Source organism: Sodalis sp. RH15 (assembly GCF_047324255.1).
Lineage (GTDB): Bacteria > Pseudomonadota > Gammaproteobacteria > Enterobacterales > Enterobacteriaceae > Acerihabitans > Acerihabitans ligni.
In genome coordinates this window covers 1,009,478-1,027,616 of the sequence record NZ_CP178738.1, presented here as the reverse complement: position 1 = coordinate 1,027,616, position 18,139 = coordinate 1,009,478, and the positions used below count along the sequence as shown (strand labels likewise).

21 protein-coding genes are annotated in these 18,139 nt (G+C 54.3%); 2 read left to right on the top strand and 19 right to left on the bottom strand.

Annotated features, from left to right (window positions below; translation table 11 throughout):
- Positions 1–544: 544 nt before the first annotated feature.
- Positions 545–799 carry a hypothetical protein gene (locus ACL2XO_RS04810; RefSeq protein ID WP_413742263.1) on the bottom strand — a complete coding sequence of 85 codons (255 nt, stop codon included), beginning with the start codon at positions 797–799 and terminating at the stop codon, positions 545–547.
- A 67-nt stretch (positions 800–866) separates the two neighbouring features.
- Between ACL2XO_RS04810 and ACL2XO_RS04805 the strand changes: the two genes are divergently transcribed.
- Entirely contained in the window at positions 867–1,343 is a 477-nt protein-coding gene (locus ACL2XO_RS04805; RefSeq protein ID WP_413742262.1) for an RcnB family protein, read from the top strand.
- A 385-nt stretch (positions 1,344–1,728) separates the two neighbouring features.
- Here the strand turns inward: ACL2XO_RS04805 and ACL2XO_RS04800 are convergent, their stop codons facing one another.
- The 13 genes from ACL2XO_RS04800 to ACL2XO_RS04740 all read right to left on the bottom strand — a co-directional run bounded on the left by ACL2XO_RS04800 (position 1,729) and on the right by ACL2XO_RS04740 (position 15,004).
- Positions 1,729–3,420, bottom strand: coding sequence for a hydantoinase B/oxoprolinase family protein (locus tag ACL2XO_RS04800; RefSeq protein ID WP_413742261.1), 1,692 nt, complete (start codon positions 3,418–3,420; stop codon positions 1,729–1,731).
- A 3-nt stretch (positions 3,421–3,423) separates the two neighbouring features.
- Positions 3,424–5,511: a hydantoinase/oxoprolinase family protein gene (locus ACL2XO_RS04795; protein ID WP_413742260.1), complete on the bottom strand. Its 2,088-nt coding sequence runs from the start codon at positions 5,509–5,511 to the stop codon at positions 3,424–3,426.
- A 129-nt stretch (positions 5,512–5,640) separates the two neighbouring features.
- Positions 5,641–6,498 (bottom strand): transporter substrate-binding domain-containing protein, encoded by an 858-nt coding sequence (locus ACL2XO_RS04790; RefSeq protein WP_413742259.1) that lies wholly within the window; start codon positions 6,496–6,498, stop codon positions 5,641–5,643.
- Between the two features lie 46 nt (positions 6,499–6,544).
- A complete protein-coding gene (locus ACL2XO_RS04785; protein WP_413742258.1) occupies positions 6,545–7,276 on the bottom strand; it encodes an ABC transporter permease in 732 nt (243 codons plus the stop codon).
- On the bottom strand, positions 7,273–7,992 hold the full coding sequence (locus ACL2XO_RS04780) for an ABC transporter permease (protein ID WP_413742257.1): 720 nt from the start codon (positions 7,990–7,992) through the stop codon (positions 7,273–7,275). Before ACL2XO_RS04780 ends, ACL2XO_RS04785 begins: the two co-directional genes overlap by 4 nt.
- Positions 7,993–8,290: 298 nt before the next feature.
- Positions 8,291–8,578: a HigA family addiction module antitoxin gene (locus ACL2XO_RS04775; protein WP_132923503.1), complete on the bottom strand. Its 288-nt coding sequence runs from the start codon at positions 8,576–8,578 to the stop codon at positions 8,291–8,293.
- Between the two features lie 11 nt (positions 8,579–8,589).
- Positions 8,590–8,871, bottom strand: coding sequence for a type II toxin-antitoxin system RelE/ParE family toxin (locus ACL2XO_RS04770; protein ID WP_413726525.1), 282 nt, complete (start codon positions 8,869–8,871; stop codon positions 8,590–8,592).
- Between the two features lie 135 nt (positions 8,872–9,006).
- The gene (gene hutH / locus ACL2XO_RS04765) at positions 9,007–10,557 is read right to left on the bottom strand and encodes a histidine ammonia-lyase (protein WP_413742256.1); all 1,551 of its coding nucleotides are present in this window, start codon (positions 10,555–10,557) and stop codon (positions 9,007–9,009) included.
- 119 nt (positions 10,558–10,676) lie between these two features.
- A complete protein-coding gene (locus ACL2XO_RS04760) occupies positions 10,677–11,591 on the bottom strand; it encodes a MurR/RpiR family transcriptional regulator (RefSeq protein ID WP_207917856.1) in 915 nt (304 codons plus the stop codon).
- Between the two features lie 243 nt (positions 11,592–11,834).
- The gene (locus tag ACL2XO_RS04755; protein WP_413726522.1) at positions 11,835–12,380 is read right to left on the bottom strand and encodes a hypothetical protein; all 546 of its coding nucleotides are present in this window, start codon (positions 12,378–12,380) and stop codon (positions 11,835–11,837) included.
- Complete coding sequence (locus tag ACL2XO_RS04750; RefSeq protein WP_132923507.1) at positions 12,380–12,802, bottom strand: DUF3830 family protein; 423 nt, start codon at positions 12,800–12,802, stop codon at positions 12,380–12,382. Before ACL2XO_RS04750 ends, ACL2XO_RS04755 begins: the two co-directional genes overlap by 1 nt.
- 223 nt (positions 12,803–13,025) lie before the next feature.
- Positions 13,026–13,439 carry an RcnB family protein gene (locus ACL2XO_RS04745; RefSeq protein ID WP_132923508.1) on the bottom strand — a complete coding sequence of 138 codons (414 nt, stop codon included), beginning with the start codon at positions 13,437–13,439 and terminating at the stop codon, positions 13,026–13,028.
- Between the two features lie 128 nt (positions 13,440–13,567).
- Positions 13,568–15,004, bottom strand: a complete 1,437-nt coding sequence (locus ACL2XO_RS04740) for a PLP-dependent aminotransferase family protein (RefSeq protein WP_413743030.1) — start codon at positions 15,002–15,004, stop codon at positions 13,568–13,570.
- A gap of 193 nt (positions 15,005–15,197) precedes the next feature.
- Between ACL2XO_RS04740 and ACL2XO_RS04735 the strand changes: the two genes are divergently transcribed.
- On the top strand, positions 15,198–15,425 hold the full coding sequence (locus ACL2XO_RS04735; protein WP_413726521.1) for a DUF1127 domain-containing protein: 228 nt from the start codon (positions 15,198–15,200) through the stop codon (positions 15,423–15,425).
- Between the two features lie 19 nt (positions 15,426–15,444).
- Here ACL2XO_RS04735 and ACL2XO_RS04730 read toward each other — a convergent pair whose 3' ends face one another.
- The 5 genes from ACL2XO_RS04730 to ACL2XO_RS04710 form a co-directional block, all read right to left on the bottom strand.
- The gene (locus tag ACL2XO_RS04730; protein WP_413742255.1) at positions 15,445–15,924 is read right to left on the bottom strand and encodes a GNAT family N-acetyltransferase; all 480 of its coding nucleotides are present in this window, start codon (positions 15,922–15,924) and stop codon (positions 15,445–15,447) included.
- Positions 15,915–16,196, bottom strand: a complete 282-nt coding sequence (locus tag ACL2XO_RS04725; protein ID WP_413742254.1) for a DUF1778 domain-containing protein — start codon at positions 16,194–16,196, stop codon at positions 15,915–15,917. Before ACL2XO_RS04725 ends, ACL2XO_RS04730 begins: the two co-directional genes overlap by 10 nt.
- Before the next feature lie 104 nt (positions 16,197–16,300).
- The gene (locus ACL2XO_RS04720) at positions 16,301–17,032 is read right to left on the bottom strand and encodes an SDR family NAD(P)-dependent oxidoreductase (protein WP_413742253.1); all 732 of its coding nucleotides are present in this window, start codon (positions 17,030–17,032) and stop codon (positions 16,301–16,303) included.
- Between the two features lie 27 nt (positions 17,033–17,059).
- A complete protein-coding gene (locus ACL2XO_RS04715; RefSeq protein ID WP_132923513.1) occupies positions 17,060–17,467 on the bottom strand; it encodes a type II toxin-antitoxin system HicB family antitoxin in 408 nt (135 codons plus the stop codon).
- Positions 17,468–17,501: 34 nt separating this feature from the next.
- Positions 17,502–17,705: a type II toxin-antitoxin system HicA family toxin gene (locus ACL2XO_RS04710; RefSeq protein WP_413742252.1), complete on the bottom strand. Its 204-nt coding sequence runs from the start codon at positions 17,703–17,705 to the stop codon at positions 17,502–17,504.
- Between the last annotated feature and the right edge of the window lie 434 nt (positions 17,706–18,139).

Genomic DNA, 18,139 nt, shown 5'->3' with positions numbered 1-18,139 from the left:
ATAAAAATCGATATTTTTTATCAAAATTACCTTAGCCGTCAATGCGCTAGAACTGATTGGATCCATAAACATATCACGGTAATAATTATTAGCGTTTGGCCCATTTTGTATCACTCCTACCATGCAAAAGGAAATTACATTTGTCCTTGATAGATTATTCGCCCAAAGCCCATTATCTGCCACACTTGAGGTCACTGTTAATGGTTTCAGAAAAAAAATGAATCTGAACAAAAAAACGCTTCTACGATGGAGCGCTATAACTCTTATTTCCGCTTGCTCTCTATTGGCACATCTTTGGTTGGACTTTTTGTACTATATGACCAAAAAAGATCTGCAAGAGCAATTCCGCGGGGAGTCAATGCCCTCATAGTCTTGTGTTGAAGCCATGGGCATCCTGGCTAAACAACATGACTATGGGATGGATGTGGGGTTCTATGGTTTTTTCATAGGCATGCCGCTGATATTACTTATTTTTAAAATCGTTAGGTGAGTGCTGCCCGCCCCAATGCCAACCCGAAAAATTGTTGACCCCGTGGCGGTAGCGTCAATGACGCGGGCTCGCCAGAATCCAGTATAAGCAGTGCGGTGGCAGGGGGTTTCTTCCTGCACCGGCTGCTATTATCTGTTGCCAAATCATCTTTCTTTTCTGATAATTGCTGCGATCATGTTTTTTTACAAAAATTACATCCGCCCGCAGAAGAATTTCTTTATCTTCTACACCGTGCTTTAACGTGACCGGACGGGTTTCTGGACGCTCAAGCGCGACAAAAGTGCATATCAAAATAGAATGTAATGACATAACCTTTTGATTTGTGTGAATTTTAAAATCTACGTACCGGGAATGACGGTTGAAATTCGGAGAAGCTATGGGTAAGTCGAAGGTCGTGTTGTTTTCTGCAGTTTTTTTTATAGGGGCGCTGCCCTTCATTTCTTCCGCCTATGCTGAAGATGCACAGGGCGTCGGCGTACCAACGCCGCCTAGCATTTCGTCACAAAACCCCCCTGCCGATTCGACGCAAAATCCGCCTGCCGATTCTACTCAGAATCCACCGGTTGATTCGACGCAAACGCCGCCTACCGATTCAGCACAAAACCCGCCCGCCGTTCATTCTTATGAGATTCAGTCGTTCTATCTGGATTCCAAACAGTATAAGATTGGTGACATCGTGCCGGATCTGTATCGCACCAAGCCTTATGAGATAGTCCAGTGGAATATCAGACATCTCCCGGCGCCGGAAGATGGCAGCCATTGGACCTATATGGGCGGGAACTATGTTCTTATCACCAACGATGAAGGCAAGATCCTAAAAGCCGAGACCGGTGATATCTTCTTCGAGATGTGATGGGAAAAACGGAAATTAAACCAGGAGTTAATTTCCGTTCTATTACAGAATAAATAAACGCAATGATTTTATTTTGCACTTCCCATATATCCACGTTCGTTTTCAAATTCAGCCAGAAATAGAGGTCGATAGCCTTTCCTTTATATTTGAAGGGATTTCTTATGCTTTTTATTATAAAGAAAAAATCCCACAAGCCACTGATCTCGAAAGCGTTCAATCATATTGAGCATCTGCATCCCTACAGCACAGCAGCATACTATGGAAGGATTATACCTACCGTACTCATGCACCGTGCTCGAATGCATTAAGCATCCACAGTATCAATACATGTAAAATCAGTCTGGTTCAACAAAGGGGACCCGGCTAAGGCCCCCTGCCCTTCTCCTTATATATCTTGGATCTCGTCCATCTTCATCCCGTAAATATCCAGGGCGGCACTCAGTGAAATCCGATCTTCCTTCAGGTCGCGCAATACCAGGGCGCGGTCTCGCTGCTTCGGATCACCGAAACCGCCGCCGCCGGCGGCAATCATATCCACGCTCTCGCCCGGTTGCAGCACGCCGGCGCGGCGGTGCAGCGGCGGCGCTCCTTCCGGCAGGTCAACGCGCGCCGGCAATCCCGGCAGGCCGCCGGAGAGGCCGAAGGGGGCAATCAGGCTGTTGGTGCCGCCGGCTGAGATGATGGCGACATGGTCAAGGACCCTGACCCGCCGCCGCATGGTCATGCCGCCGCGAAACCGGCCGGGGCCGCCGGAATCACGCACCAGCTCATAGCGTTCAATCAGGATCGGATGCTCGCTTTCCAGCGCTTCTATAGGCAGGTTGGCGGTGTTGGTGATATTCACCTGTACGCCGTCCAGGCCGTCCTTGTCGGCGCGTGCGCCCATGCCGCCGCCCTGCATTTCATTGTACACATAGAAACGCCCGGTGCGGGGATGCATGCCGCTGGTGGTCAGCAGCGTACCGCCGGTGGACCCGGCGGCCACGCGTTCGGGAACCACCGGCGCCAGCGCGGCGAAAATCATGTCCACCAATCGTTGCGCGATATCCGTCCGGCTGTAAACCGCGGCCGGCGGCAACGAATTCAATACGCTGCCCTCGGCCGCGTCAACGTGAATCGGGCGATAAAAGCCTTCATTTACGGCAATGTCGGGATCGATCAGGGCCTTAACGGCAAAATAGATAGTCGCCAGCAGGGCGGTATAGACCATATTGATGGGCGCGGGCATCTGCGGCGGCGCGTCGGGGAACTCAAAGAACATTTCATCGCCTTGCACGGCGATGCGTACCTGCAGGTCGAGAATGCCGTCGATAAGATTGGTGTCGAAATCGTGGCGGAATTCATAGACGCCGTCGGGGATGCCGGCAATACCGGCACGGGTCCTCCGTTCCGTGGAGAGCAAAAACTCCCGCGCGGCGTTGGCCATCAGTTCCGCGCCATATTTGCCGCACAGGCTCTGGACCCGTTGTACCCCAAGCCGGTTGGCGGCCATCTGCGCGCGCAAATCGTTGATGCGCTCCCTGGGCACCTGGCAATTAAGCAAAATCAGGGCCTGGATGTCCTGCTGCAATATCCCGGCGCGATAGAGGCGCACCGGCGGGATGCGCAGGCCTTCCTGGAAGATATGCTTGTGGCTGCGATCAACGAAATCGGAATGGTGGGCCAGGTTGGCTACCCAGGCCACCAGCTTCCCATCGTGAAACACCGGCTCCATCAGCACGAAATCGTTTAAATGCGTACCGCCGCCGGTATACGCGTCGTTACCGATAAAAGCATCACCCGGACGCAGATCCGAGAGATCGTTATGATCGAGCACGTATTTGGCGATACCCAGCAGCGAGCCGAGGTGGATGGGGATATGTTCCGCCAGCGCAATGGTACGGCCTTCGGGGTCGAAAACGGCGGTGGAGCAGTCCTGGCGTTCCTTGATATTGGTGGAATAGGCGGAACGGATAACCGATTTACCCATCTCTTCGGCAATGGTGGACAAGGCGCTGGCGATCACCGCCACGGTGATCGGATCGCATGTTCTTTGATACGCTGCCTGCGCCGGTAATGAGACGTTGCTATCGGACATGGCCTAGGCTTCCTCAATAATAATATTCAAATAGCTATCGATAGTGGCGTTCTGGCCCGGCAGGATAAGCGTGGTGGAGTCCATCTGCTCGATAATGGCCGGCCCGGAGAGGCAATGGCCTGGCCCCAGGCGCTCGCGATCGTACACCGGGCAAAGGGTGAAACCGCCCATTTCCGGCAGCCAAACCTGCCGTTCTCCCTGCCGCGCCGCCGACACGGGGGTGGCGGCATTATCCAGCGGTTTGAGATCCGCTTTTGGCACGCGGCCGATGACCTCCAGTCGCAGGGTAGTGAGGTGGATAGGTTCCCCCTCGGCAATGTAGCCGTACATCTGCTGATGATAGGCCGCGAACGTTTTTTTCAACGCCTCCACGGCGGCGGCGTCAATCACTTTGGCGGGACAGGGAATATTCAGTTCATATCCTTGTCCGCCGTAGCGCAGGTCGACGGAGCGCACCATAACGCGATTGTCGGGAGAAATTTTTTCATGGGTAAACCAGGCGCCTGCCCGTTGCTCGAGATCGGTGAACGCCGCTTTCATGGCACCGGTGCTGCTCTCTTCCAGGTGCATCAGCCGGGAGGTGGAAAAATTGGTGCGCAGGTCGGTGAGCAGCAGGCCGATGGCGCACATGATGCCGGGGTGTTTGGGAATCACCACCCGGGGCATATCCAGCGCCCGCGCCAGCCGGGAGGCATGGATGGGGCCGGCGCCGCCAAAGCCGAACAGGGTATAATCCCTGGGGTCGTAGCCCCTTTCCACCGAAATGACCCGGATGGCTTTGGCCATGTTGCTGACCACCACGCTGATAATACCCTGCGCCACCGACATGACATCCATGCCGATGCGCTCACCGAGCCGCGCAATCGCCCTTTTCGCCTTGGCCTGGTCAATGGGCAGGCGCCCGTTCAGCAGATGGGTGGGATTGAGCACCTGCAGCACCACATTGGCGTCGGTGACGGTGGGGTTATCCTCGTTGCCCAGGCCGTAGCAGATGGGGCCGGGATCGGCGGCGGCGCTCTGCGGCCCTACCTGCAACAGGCCGCCTGCGTCGATGGAGGCGATGGACCCGCCGCCGGCGCCCACGGCATGGATGTCCAGCATCGGCAGTTTCAGCGGGTAGCCGTGTACGATCGATTCGTTCGCCATCTGCGGCCGGCCGTCGGAAATCAGCGAAACGTCCGTTGAGGTGCCCCCCATATCGAAGGTAATGATATTATCAAAACCCGACAGCGTACCGATGGTAGTGGCCCCCATCACCCCCGCCGCCGGGCCGGAAAGGACGGTACGCGCCGGGAATTGCTGCGCCGTATCGGCGGAAATCACGCCGCCGTTGGACTGGGTGAGATGAGGGTGGGCGGCAATGCCAATGGCCTCCAGGCGAGGCTGGAGCCGTTGCAGGTAGCGCTGCATGATAGGCCCGAGATAGGCGTTCACCACGGTGGTTGAAAAGCGCTCGTACTCGCGGAATTCCGGGTTCACCTCATGGGAAACGCTGATGAAAGCGCCGGGAATCTCCTCGGCCAGGATCGCCTTGATACGCTGCTCATGGCGGGGCTCAAGATAGCTGAACAGGCAGCACACCGCGATGGCGCGGATGCCGTCCTCACGCAGCCGGCGCGCCGCGCCGCGGACTTCTTCCTCATCCAGGGGGGTCATGATGCTGCCGTCGAACAGCACCCGTTCGTTCACTTCCAGCCGCTGATTGCGCAAGGCCAGGATGCGCGGTTTTTCGGTTTGCACGTCATACAGGCCGTCACGCTTTTGCCGTCTTAATTCGATAATATCGCGAAAACCCGCCGTGGTAATCATGCCGGTTGCCGCCCCGCTGCCGACAATCAGCGCATTGGTGGCCACGGTGGTGCCGTGCCCGAGGTAAGTCACATTCACAGACTCACCCGCCCCCAACCCTAACGACGCGATGCCCTGGGCAATGCCGTCGGCGATGCCGATGGAAGGATCCGCCGGCGTACTGCTCACTTTCCAAACGTGAATGGAACCCTCGGCCACATCATAGATACAGATGTCCGTAAAGGTGCCGCCGGAATCGACGCCGATTCTGACCTGACGCTGCGTTACGGCAGTGGAAGCCACAGTCATTCTCTCCGTTAAAAATCCTGATATCGAGTGGGCTGTAGCGTGCCGGATGCATATCGCGGTATCTACAGACCGTTATGGCACGCCGCCGGAAGGGGCATGCCGATTAAAGCGCCGGACCAGAGGTTAAAGCGGCGTGACGTCCATGCCGAAAGTCGCTTCGGACAGCTTTTTAATGGTGCCGTCGGCCTGGGCTTCTTTGATGGCTTTATCGAACATGGCCTTAAGTTCGGTATCCCCTTTACGCAAGCCGACGCCCGAACCCTCGCCCACGACGCCGCCCTGGAAGCAGGGACCGGACAGGGCGATATTCTGGCTGCCCTGTTTTTTGATGACCCCGAGCATGGCGTCTTTGGAACCAACAATGACATCCACCCGATCAGAGACTAAATCAAGATCCCGCGATTCAGGCGTTTTATACTGGCGAACCTGCACCGCATCTTTCAGATAGGTATTCACAAAGGTGACGGAAGTGCCGGCGGATAACGTGCCGATGGTCTTGCCCTTCAGGGCGGCGGCCACGCGTTTTATGGCATCGGACGACGCGGCGTTGTCATCAAGGGAAATCACTTTATCTTCCGGCGGGAGGGACTTGGCGATATCGCTGTTCTTGCCGGTGGCGAAGGTATAGCACAGTGAAGCGTAAGGCACGGAGAACGCGATGGCCTCTTTACGTTTCGGCGTGATGGCCACATCATCGATAATGGCATCGAATTTCCCGGCGTTCAGGGCCGGAATCATGCTGTCGAATGCCTGGGCGGTAATGGTGCAGCTCACCCCCATGCGTTTGCACAGATTATTGGCCAAATCGATTTCAAAGCCGCCCAGGGTGCCGTCGGGCTTGGTGTAATTCCACGGGAAGAATCCCCCTTCCGTGACGATTTTAACGGTGGTCCATTTTTGGGGTTCGGCATGGGCGCCGAGGCATCCCATCAGCGTAATGGCGGTAGCGAAAGCGATCCGGGTAGCAACAGACATCTTCATGTAACTTTTCCTATATGGTTGAATGTTGGCACTGCAAAAGGGAAGTCTAGTTGTGGTCGTAGGGGGACTCCTTCAAGATGATATTCACCGGAGGCGGACGCAGATGGGGCGTTAAACCGTGTTCAATGACCCGGATAATCCGGGTCAGGACAAAATTGATCAGCAGGTAAATGGCGCCGGCGGCGATAAACACCGGAATCGGCCGGTAGCTTTCCGAGGCGATATCGGTGGCGATGCCGGTGATTTCCATCAAGGTCACCAGGGATACCAGCGAGGTGGCTTTTATCATGGCAATCACTTCGTTGCTGAACGCGGGCAGCGCCTGGCGAATGGCAATGGGCAGGATAATGCGCCGGTATAACAGCACGCCGGACATGCCGCAGGCACGGGCGGCTTCGATTTCATTGTGGGGTACGGAGAGCAGGCCGCCGCGGATAATTTCAGCGGCGTATCCCGAACTGTTAATCATCAGCGCCAGCAGCGCGCAATAGTAGGGCTCGCGCAGGAACGGCCATAATACGCTGTGGCGAATGGCCGGAAACTGGCCCGGCCCGTAATACATCAGGAACAGCAATACCAGCAGCGGCGTGCTGCGTATCACCTGAACATAAATCCAGCCGAACGCGGCCACCAGCCGATTACCGGACAGGCGGGCAAAGGCAATCAGCAACCCCAGCAATGCCCCGCATAGCAGCGAGATGGCGGCCAGCTGCAGCGTCAGCGGGACGCCGGCCAGCATGCGCCGCAGGCAGTCGACAATAAACGGGAGATCCATCATGTCCTCCTGGTGCCGCGTGAATAGTGGCGTTCAGACAGATGCACCAGCACGCCGGAGAGGGACGCCAGGATGATATACAGCGCGGCGGCCGCCAGAAAGAAGTTGAACGGCAGGCGGGTAGATCCGGAAGCCACCTGGGCCTGCCGCATCAGCTCCGCCACGCCCGTGACCGACAGCAACGAGGACTCCTTAAGCAGCCCCAGCCAGACATTGCTGATACCGGGCAGGGCGTGACGAAGCGTCAAGGGCGTGATAATCCGCCGAAACCGCAGGAAAAAACCCATGCCGTACGCCCGGGCCGCCTCCAGTTCGCCTTTGGATACCGCCTGGAATGCGCCGCGCAGCACTTCGGTACTCAAGGCGCCGGCGATGACGGCGATGGCGATGGTGCCGGCAATGAAACCCGGCAGGGCGAAAAAGCCCTTGCTGCCGAAGTAACCGGCGATGGCGGTCAGGATGGAGCTGCTGCCGAAATAAAACAAATAAATGACCAGCAGATCGGGTACGCCCCGCAGCAGAGTGGTATAGGCATCGGCTAAAAAACGGAGGGTTTTGCCGCCGGATATTTTAGCCCAGGCGCCGAATACGCCGATGAGCAGTCCGAGCACCAAACCGCTGACGGCCGCCGCCAGGGTGACCGCGACGCCGGAGAGCAGGATGGCGCCCCAGCCCTTCGCGCTAAACCCCACCAACGTAAAAAAGCTCTCGTTATTCACACACTGTCTCCGGGCGAACAAATCTCAACCACTTAAATCAATCTAAAGTATGTGAATAATAAATGCAATAATAAATTATAAAGAAAAAAGCTATTCATTTCCTGTCGGGAAGGCGTTAGCGAGAAGATATGGATAGGGGAAAGGCGGGTAGAAATCGGAGAGTAATAACCAATATCGTTCTCCCGCTGGCGTAGCCGTCAAACAGGGCTAACGATGACATCTAGTACGATGGGCAATAACCTGGCTTAGGGGAAAAGCGGCAAAAAAGATCACGCCGGTTGGATGCCGGCGTGGTCTTTTAGGCGTGAACGTGCGGTCTATGCAGCGGTTCGATAACCGGGCGCGGCCTTTGCGCCGCCTGCCAGAGTTCATATTCAGACTGCATATCCACCCACATTTCCGCACTTGTGCCAAGCAGACTGGATAAACGCAGCGCCATGTCAGCAGTAATCGCCGCATGTGCATTCAGGATACGGGACAGTTGCGTGCGCGTTATCTTTAGCGACGCCGCGGCGTCGGTCACGCTAACCCCTTCCAGGTAATCACGCAAAACCTCACCGGGGTGAGGCGGATTAAACATACGCATAATTGCCTCCATTAGTGATAGTCACGATAATCGACGAGAACGGCGTCGCCATCAGCATCAAAACGAAACGCCATACGCCGGTTACCGTTGACCGACACAGACCAAACGCCAGCCTCGTTTCCTTTCAAGGGATGGAGATCCCATCCCGGAGCGCCCATATCACAAGGCTTTTTAGCCTTGCTTAAGGCAAACAACTGCCTGCGTAATCGCGAAGCGTGGGCAGTTTGAATGCCGGCGGCAGAACCCGTTTTATAAAACTTTTCCAATCCTTTGTGCTTGAAACTTTTAATCATCTGCGAGCGCGCCCTATCCGTATAGCATAACTATACGGAATGATTGGCCGCTGCACAAGTCAACAAACACCAAACAAAGACAACCGACGCCAAAATGCGGCCTTTGGTATCTTACGGCCTGGACACAAATTAATATCAGGCAGACGCATCGTGCCCGGATAGCCGGGGCACACACTCGGCGGACACCGCGGCATGCAGGGCGCCGGTTAATACCAGTTGACGGACCTGTTCCAGATCGTCGGCCATATAGCGGTCCACCTCCAGGGAAGGGACTACGGCGCGCACGGCCTCCAGGGCGCGGCTCAATTCAGGGCTGGTGGCCAGGGGGGCACGCAGTTCGATGCCCTGGGCGGCGGCCATGGCTTCGATGCCGATAATACCGAACAGATTATCCGTCATCTGCAGCAGGCGGCGCGCCCCGTGGCAGGCCATGGAAACATGGTCTTCCTGATTGGCTGAGGTGGGGGTGGAATCCACCGATGCCGGGTGGGACATCTGTTTATTTTCCGACATCAGCGCGGCGGAGGTCACTTCGGCTATCATCATGCCGGAGTTCAGGCCGGGTTTTTTAGCCAGGAACGCCGGCAGGCCGTAAGACAGCGACGGATCCACCAATAGCGCGATGCGCCGCTGGGCGATGGCGCCGATTTCACATACCGCGATAGCGGTTTGATCGGCGGCGAAAGCCACCGGCTCGGCATGGAAATTACCGCCGGAAATCACCGTTCCATCCGACAGAATCAGCGGATTATCGGTGACCGCATTGGCCTCGGTTTCCAGGGTATGGGCAACGGAGCGCAATAGATCGATACAGGCCCCGGCCACCTGGGGCTGGCAGCGGATACAATAGGGATCCTGCACCCGTTCGTCATTCACCACATGACTGGCCAGTATATCGGAATCCTTCAGCAATGCCCGCAGGGCCGCCGCCGCGTCAATCTGACCGCGATGGCCGCGCAGCGTATGGATATCCGGATGGAAAGGCGCCGCCGATCCCATGGCCGCCTCGGTGGACATGGCGCCGGTTATCAGCGAGGCCTGGGCGGCGCGATAGGCGCGGAACAATCCCGCCAGCGCCAGCGCCGTGGAAGCCTGGGTGCCGTTAATCAGCGCCAGCCCTTCTTTTGCCGCCAGGATAATGGGCGACAGACCGGCCCTTGCCAACGCATCGGCGCCGTTCATTCTTTCACCGCTGAAGAAGGCTTCCCCTTCCCCCAGCATCACGGCGGCCATATGCGCCAACGGCGCCAGATCGCCGGAAGCCCCAACCGAGCCTTTTTCAGGAATAACCGGGATCACGCCTTTCGCCAGCATATCCTCGATCAACCGCACCAGCTCAAGCCGGACGCCGGATGCGCCGCGACCCAGCGAAATAAGCTTCAGAGACATAATCAGCCGCACGATACTCTCGGGCAATGGCGCACCCATGCCGCAACAGTGGGACAAAATAAGATTACGCTGGAGCGTAACCACGTCCTTTCCATCGATTTTTATCGAGGCGAGTTTGCCAAAACCGGTATTTACGCCATAAACAGCCGCACTCCCCTGGGCTATTTCAGCGATGCGTGACGCGCCCGCTTTTATGGCGTCATCGAAGCTGCGATCCAGGCATGCTATTTCACCTGTCCAGTAAATGGACTCCAGCATGGCAAGGGTCACATGACCGGGTTTTAATATAATGCCCATAGTAGTCTCACAATCAGTTGTCAGATAAAAGAAGCCCTACGGCGGGTATACATTCGCCTTATCAGGATGAATGATATTGCCGATACATGGCTGAATTTAAAAAGTCAGTCGGCTTGATATCAGCCGGTAAATACCTTGCGTTTGCGCGAAGAGTGATCAAGATGATCCAGGCGTCTTTCCGCCTCGTTTTTCATATGATTACACATGGCGTCCAGCAGCACCGACACAATGACGGCAGGGGCGGAATAGGAATCAAACACCAGGCTGGTATTGATAGGCACCTGCAGCAGCCTGTCCGACCAACGGGAGTAATCCGCCAAACCGGCATCCGCCACCAGGGCCACGGATATACCGATTTCCCGGGCAAACTCCAGGGCCCGCACCGTTTCCCGTGGATACAACGGCATCATGAAGGCCAGCAAGGTTTTACCGCCGGCGGCTTTTACCTGCTCAAGCAGATCTTCATTGATGGAACCGCCGCCGGTCAGCAGACGGACATCGGGATGCACCTTCGAGGCGAAGTAGGAAAATTGCGCCGCCAGGCCGCTTGACGCCCGCAGCCCGAGGACGGCCAGCGGCCGGGATGAAGCAAGGGCCTCGCCGAAGGAATCAATCAGGCTCTCATCGGCAAGCATTTTCCCCAGCTCTTCAAGGTTGTGCATTTCCGCTTGCGCCGCCGCCTGATAGCGATTGGCCAGGGTTTCCGACCGGGCTTCGGTGACGCTTAGACCGGAACGAAGATGTCTGCGCATCTCAAGATAGCCGCCAAAACCCAGAGAGGTGGCGAATCGGGTCACAGAGGGCTGGCTGACATTGGCAAGCTTTGCCAGCTCGAGACTGGAAAGAAAGCCGATTTCATTGCTGTTTTCAATCAGGCATTGGGCAATCCGCCGCTGTGCCGGCGTGAGACGCTGGCCCTGGGCACGCCGCTCAAGCTCGGCATAAATGGCTTGCCGCTCGTTTTGCGTGCTGATAGCGGTAACGCCTGGCATATCAGGAATGTTGAGGTCTTTGTTAAACTCACTGTCAGCCATTGTGATTCCTGTGGGAAGAGTGTCGAAGTGGTCGACGAATTCACTTTCAGCCATGCTTATCACCCTATATTTCAGCCTGCAGTCTATACAAAATTAGTATCTACCGCTACCGGACTGCGACCCTTCGTTTACCACATTTATTGGACGCCAACTTACAATATACTGATTTATACCCTAAATAATTCGAGTTACTGGCAAGCCAACACCCCTGCGACTTGAAGTATGACGGGTATATAAGGCTATTTAAATAACCGGCAAAACCTTCGCCATGGCGAACAGCTCCTCCGGCTTGCGGTGCGGGAAAGCCACGCCTAGATTCCACGGAAATATATAATGGATCCAGCGATGCATGCGAATTACATAGGTCATCATTGCGCCGGTAAGCTCAACGTATTCTTCCTTGGTGGCCAGCGTATCCAATGCGTCGGAATACATTTGTCCCATGGCATGCATATTGGTCAGGCCGAGATCGGTCATGAATTCAAATACGTTAAAGGTTGCCGTTAAAAATTCGCGGGTAATACGATTGAGGGTAGGCAACTGCATATCGTCGTATTGGGATATTTTCAGGAAACGATACATCACGTCAGCGCCCACCAGCATCAAATAGGCCTCAAGATGCACCAATACCGAAAAGGACTGTTCACCGCTGCCGGCGCCGCTGTCGATAATGCCCCAGCGAATTTTCTGGATTTCTTCGGGTTCATGCAGCCAGACGCGATCAATTTCTTTCTCGATAATGGCTTTTGCGTCACGCCAGTGACCTTCAAATTTCGTGATGCTAGACATCAGGCGGCCTTCCTCACAATGATTTCAACGGTATTGCGCCGGGGTTGCGCAACGGTATGTTCCCAAACGTGAGCGCCAAGCCGCTGCAGCGCGGGCAGATCCTCCGCAAAGACCTCGCCGAATTTATTCACTTTCGCGCTTTCGGTAATACGGCCGTAGGTCAGGCAAATCGATTGCCCGGGCGCGTAGAGATACACCGCTCCAGGAGAGCGCGGCACCATATTGCTGCGGCCAAGATGCACAATGCGGGTGGGCATCCATACGGCTTCGCCGGAAATAACCACATGGCCCAGCATGCTGTGCAGGGGCAGCTGCGCCAACACTTGCCGAACCACGTCAGGATTGTCATCGGTCAGTAGTTTTGCTCTGAAGGTCAGCTCCAGCTCAGGGACATGAAACTCAAGTGTATCCTTTGAAGACATCGTGCTCTCCGGTAGTATCGTTTATTTCAGTTTATTTATTATGAATAATTTTATACTTTGTGTAAATGAATAATATGATTCTTTTGCAAAGGAGGGTTGGCGCTGAAAGTGCTGAGGAGTGGATTTGAGGCGGAAAACGACAACAAAAAGCCGATGCACAGGGCATCGGCTAAGGTTATTGCAGCGGCGTTGATAACGAGTCCGCCATCAGCATCGCGAAAAATTAGTTGTTTAAGGCGTTACCGATAAGAATGGAAGTGATTATTCCCGTCGCCACGGCCACTAACACATAGTTACCGTTCACGTAAGCCCACTCTTCGCCCCGGGGCGGCTCATACAGGCCGCGTTGACGCCAATCATGCACACGGTAGTGATCGTTGCGATATTGGGGCGGCAATGGGCGTCCGCGGCGGAAATCATGGCCGTTGGCGGCAAAATGATCCCGTTCACGGCCACGGAAGTCACCACGTTGCGGGCTGGCATGGCCCTGCGGTCCCTCGTGGCCCCGTTGTGCTTCATGGCCTTTTTGATGCCACTGCTGGTCTTGTCCGCCATGGTCGTCGGCGAAGGACGCAATGGGCAGGCAGGAGCTGGTAGCAATCAGCGTCATCACTATCGCCAATGTTGTTTTTTTCATATTCATGATCTCCATGACAAACTGCTTGTATAGCCAGTAATGCATTAATAATAGTTAATATAGGGACTATATGGATCACGAAATATCTTAAAAACTGCTATTTGACAAAGATTTACCGGCGTTAACGATTACTTAACACTATTCCCGAAACCGGAACGGCTTAACAGCTGATGTATGACAACGCCGATCTGCCGTATGGCATTTTCAATGTCGGCGGTTAAAGGCTGCGCATAATTTATCCGCATGCAACTGTGGAATTTTCCGGCGGTAGAGAACACCGCACCGACGGCTATACTGATGTTGTGCTCCGCCAACAGGGCGTTCAACTGTTGAGTGTCGATGCCCTGATCAAGCTCGATCCACAGCAAACATCCTCCCTGGGGGCGGCTGATACGCGTGCCGCAGGGGAAATATTTCGTTATCCAGCCGGTCATGATATCAAGATTACGCTGATACTGACCTCGCATACGGCGGACATGCTTATGGTAATGGCCCTGTTTGATAAACTCCACAATGGCCAGCTGCGTCAGGCTGGCGGTTGAGCCCGAACCGGTGTATTTCATGTGGACGGCGCGATTCATATAACTGCCCGGCGCTATCCAGCCCACCCGCAGGCCCGGCGCCAGCGTTTTGGAAAAAGAGCTGCATAACAACACCCGGCCTTCATCATCCATGGAGGTTATCGTGGCGGGCCGGGGATAGCCGAATGAGAGTTCCCCGTAGACATCGTCTTCCACGATGGCCACATCATAATGTTGAGCCAGCTTTAACAGCGCTTGCCGGCGCTCGAGGGGCATATTATAACCCAACGGATTATGCGCGGTGGGGGTCACCATAATGGCCTTGACCGGCCATTGATCCAGCGCCAGTTCCAACGCTTCGACGCTGATGCCGTTCACCGGGTCGGTGGGGATTTCCAGCACTTTCATGCCCAGCCCGTGCAGAAGCTGTAAGCTGCCGTGAAAACTCGGGCTCTCCACCGCAACGATATCTCCCGGCGCGCAGACGCAGCGTACGGCAATGGACAGCGCTTCACGGCATCCATTGGTAATCATGATATTTCCGGCATCCATATGGCTGCCGCTGTCAATAAGCAGCCGGGCGATTTGCTCACGCAGCTCGAGAGACCCCCTGACATCATCATAACTCAGGGTGCGCAGATCGTGCCGCTGGCTCAAATGGCTTAACGCCCGGGTTAACGGCCTCAGGCTGCTGACGCTGACATCGGGGGCGGCCGACACAAACGTTATTTCGCCCTCCTTAAGGGGGCCCACCATCTCCAGCACCTGATCCCACTGCGGAATCGACAGGGAGCACTGAGACATAGAACACACCGCGGGCAGTTCGGGGCGGGTTTTCAACGGCGACACGAAATAGCCGGATTTGGGGCGCGCTTCCACCAGTTGCTGATCTTCCAGCTCCCGATAGGCCTGTTGCACGGTGGTAATGCTGACCCCGTGTTCCTTGCTCAGTACCCGGATGGACGGCAGGCGGACACCGGCAGGATAAAGACCTTGTTCAATACGCTGACTCAGTATGGAAGCCAGATTTTGGTAACGCGTTATAGCCATAAGCAGATATCACTTCGCATCCGGCAAGGGTAAAAGACCGGAAAAAAGAGTACAGATTACCCCTATAAATAGCACATTGTGTCATGGTTGCGCCATCTGTATATGTCAAAGCACTAATGGATTGAATCTACTCTCTTTTGTTTAAAAGCTTCATGCTGTTGCCAAGCGTTCCAGAAGGACAACGGCCATGAAAAATGCAATGCAAAAGAGTGACTTCAACACCGGCAGCGACGCAAAACTATTGCACATCGCCGTAAAACGCCCTCCATGGTGGGTTGCGTTATTTCGCCGCTATCAACACTGGCGGGCTCGCAGGCGCGATCGTAGGGCATTGATGTCGTTGAACGAGAGTCAATTACGGGATATCGGGCTAAGCCGTGGCGACCTGCCCTACCGGGATGAGAGAAAATTCTAGCTCGCCAACAGAGGGTTAATCACCATAAGGGTAGGAGTAATGTGCTTGGCTGTATTTCTGAGGGGATAAATCCCCAATGCCGGTAAAAAGCATGGGCATTATCAGATAATGCATGAACCAACAACGCTTTGGTGCCAACCTGCTCAGCGACTTGCCGGGAGCGTAAAACGGCGTCTTTCAGCAATCCGACGCCCAGACCGAGCCCATGGTGACGTTCATCTACCGCCAGACGCCCCAAAACCAGAACGGGTATAGGCTCGGGCATGTTACGCCTTAACGCTCCAGACACGATTTGTCGCTGTACACTGCCCGTTGCCAATGCGTAAAAACCGATGACCTGCTTAGAGTCCGATTCGCGGATGATAAAGGTCCGGGATGCGCCACTGGTTTGGTTTTTCAGCGCTTTACGTTTAAGCCATTCATCCAATGAGGGGTCTGAACAATGGAAATCTCCGGTAATATGCTTCAGAGCAAGCAATTCTGGTACAGCTATTCCCACGGCGATTTCCTATCGAGCAGTGCATGTAATCTTTCATTGGCGGAAACAGGCTTTTCAAGGGCGTTAATGAATGCGCTGAATCGCTCTTCATCAATCATAAACAGACGTTGATCCAACAACACCTCCTCCGCCGCACGGCATGCCGCATCAAGGACAAACTCCGTGCGGGATTTTGACAACAGGCTGGCTGCCATATCAATAAGTTCCCGCTGTGACGACTTGGCCCTGATATTGATGGGCGTTTCTTTGGCAATTGTTTTCGCTAATCTCATCACTCTTTTACCCCGTATAGCGGATTGCTATACGCCTATAATAGCTTAGTGTATATCTAATTGCTATACGAGGGTGGGGAGATACCGCCGACTCGCGCCGATATTCAGCTCATATACCAGCCGCCGTTGACATTGATGGTTTGTCCGGTGATGTAGCCATTGTTAAGCAGCATCATCAGCACTGCCGTCACCTCTTCCGTTTTGCCGAAGCGTTTTACCGGCAAAAGATCCGGCGTGATCTTCGGGTTGTTTTTGATCATGTCGGTTTCAATCAATGCCGGCGCGATGGCGTTCACCGTCACGCCCTTACCCGCCATCAGATTGGCATAGCTGTGCATCAATCCCAACTGCCCGGCTTTGCTGGCGGCGTAATGGGGCCCTATCACCCCGCCGGTTTGGGCCGCCATGGATGAGATCATAATCACCCTGCCCCAGCCGCGCCGCTGCATGGCGGGCAATACCGCGTGGGACATCAAAAATGACGAGGTGAGGTTAGCCGCCAGCACCGCCCCCCAATCGTCCGGGGTGATATCCTGCCAGTCCTTGACTTTGGCAATACCGGCGTTATTCACCAGAATGTCAATTTCACCGAAGGCCCCGCGGGTTTGCAGCACGATCCGGTTCACCTGCTCCGGTGAGCTGATATCGCCTTTGAAGGCGATTGCCTGGCCGCCGTTGTGATGTATTTCATCCACCACCTGCCGGGCCTGCTCGTCGGCCTGAAGATAGCTGATCGCAACCTGGCAGCCCGCTTTGGCCAATGCAAGGGCGGCATCGCGGCCAATCCCCCTGGAACCGCCGGTGACCAGGGCGACTTTACCGGTTAATTCACTCATGCATCCCCCGTTGGAATGAGCATGCCATTAATGGGCAATTTTCTCTCTGGCCAGTTCAGACAGGAATTGGCTGCGATTTTTATAATGGCGGCTGGTGGTAATATACCGGTCAATGGCCGTGAGCAGATTCTGCGGCATGGTAAGATTGAATTTCACCGCCTTACGCTCATATTTCGTCGGATCGATGTCCACAAATCCCACTATGCCGTTCTCCTCGGCCAATCTGGCATCCCCCAGATAACATTGCACATCCTTAGGCGGTGGCGGAAGTGGATGCCCTTCTTCAATCAAAGCCTCAATATGCACCGCAAACGCTTCTTCTGCATCTTTGCTTACGCCTGCCAAGGTATCACTGGCGAAAAAACAGCCCTCAATGCCGGGGAAGTAACCGTCGAAACCATGATCGTTTCTAAAGATAAAAATCGGATAAATCATTACACCCTCCTATAAAACCTCTCCCACCACGTTGTCAGATAAATGCGATACCGGATATCCGCTGTACCTGCTTGATGAGCCCTTTTGATACATCCTTGCGCGGATGAGGGAGAGTAATGATATGGAACCACCCAGGCTTGGTCAGCGTAACGTGACTCCCTTTGGTTTTTCTCGGACCCATCTTCCTGATATTCCACCCGTCATCTTGCAAACCCTTGATCAGTTCTCCGCTGGTCATCTGACATCCTTGTCTTCCATGGTGGGTATAATACCCACCTTCGTAATTTAAGTCAATTATGAATCAGGAGAAATTTATCAAAAAACAAATTGTTCCTTAAAATTGGGTATTTGCGTAAGAGATCGCATTAACTCATTTTTTTATTCGCGGATAAAGCCCAGTTCTACCTCTATAAAAATAAGGCAGTCACATAAATTAACGATGTAATCACATCATTAATTGCAGATCCAACGAATATTTACCTAAGTTTACCTATGACTAAAATGCCGCCAATCAATAAAGATAAAAATATTTATGTGAAAATAAATTAATGTATAAATATAAACCTCCTCATCCAGAAAATTTATATAAGCTATTGATTATATTAACATAGCAAGTAATATTTTTATTATTTTCTCTTGCCATTCTTAAAATAACTCCGTTATTATAGCCCG

Coding starts and splice junctions, on each gene's coding strand:
- ACL2XO_RS04810 (WP_413742263.1), bottom strand. CDS start 799: ATGTCATTACATTCTATTTTGATATGCACTTTTGTCGCGCTTGAGCGT.
- ACL2XO_RS04805 (WP_413742262.1), top strand. CDS start 867: ATGGGTAAGTCGAAGGTCGTGTTGTTTTCTGCAGTTTTTTTTATAGGG.
- ACL2XO_RS04800 (WP_413742261.1), bottom strand. CDS start 3,420: ATGTCCGATAGCAACGTCTCATTACCGGCGCAGGCAGCGTATCAAAGA.
- ACL2XO_RS04790 (WP_413742259.1), bottom strand. CDS start 6,498: ATGAAGATGTCTGTTGCTACCCGGATCGCTTTCGCTACCGCCATTACG.
- ACL2XO_RS04785 (WP_413742258.1), bottom strand. CDS start 7,276: ATGATGGATCTCCCGTTTATTGTCGACTGCCTGCGGCGCATGCTGGCC.
- ACL2XO_RS04775 (WP_132923503.1), bottom strand. CDS start 8,578: ATGCGTATGTTTAATCCGCCTCACCCCGGTGAGGTTTTGCGTGATTAC.
- ACL2XO_RS04770 (WP_413726525.1), bottom strand. CDS start 8,871: ATGATTAAAAGTTTCAAGCACAAAGGATTGGAAAAGTTTTATAAAACG.
- hutH (WP_413742256.1), bottom strand. CDS start 10,557: ATGGGCATTATATTAAAACCCGGTCATGTGACCCTTGCCATGCTGGAG.
- ACL2XO_RS04760 (WP_207917856.1), bottom strand. CDS start 11,591: ATGGCTGACAGTGAGTTTAACAAAGACCTCAACATTCCTGATATGCCA.
- ACL2XO_RS04755 (WP_413726522.1), bottom strand. CDS start 12,380: ATGTCTAGCATCACGAAATTTGAAGGTCACTGGCGTGACGCAAAAGCC.
- ACL2XO_RS04750 (WP_132923507.1), bottom strand. CDS start 12,802: ATGTCTTCAAAGGATACACTTGAGTTTCATGTCCCTGAGCTGGAGCTG.
- ACL2XO_RS04745 (WP_132923508.1), bottom strand. CDS start 13,439: ATGAAAAAAACAACATTGGCGATAGTGATGACGCTGATTGCTACCAGC.
- ACL2XO_RS04735 (WP_413726521.1), top strand. CDS start 15,198: ATGAAAAATGCAATGCAAAAGAGTGACTTCAACACCGGCAGCGACGCA.
- ACL2XO_RS04725 (WP_413742254.1), bottom strand. CDS start 16,196: ATGAGATTAGCGAAAACAATTGCCAAAGAAACGCCCATCAATATCAGG.
- ACL2XO_RS04720 (WP_413742253.1), bottom strand. CDS start 17,032: ATGAGTGAATTAACCGGTAAAGTCGCCCTGGTCACCGGCGGTTCCAGG.
- ACL2XO_RS04715 (WP_132923513.1), bottom strand. CDS start 17,467: ATGATTTATCCGATTTTTATCTTTAGAAACGATCATGGTTTCGACGGT.
- ACL2XO_RS04710 (WP_413742252.1), bottom strand. CDS start 17,705: ATGACCAGCGGAGAACTGATCAAGGGTTTGCAAGATGACGGGTGGAAT.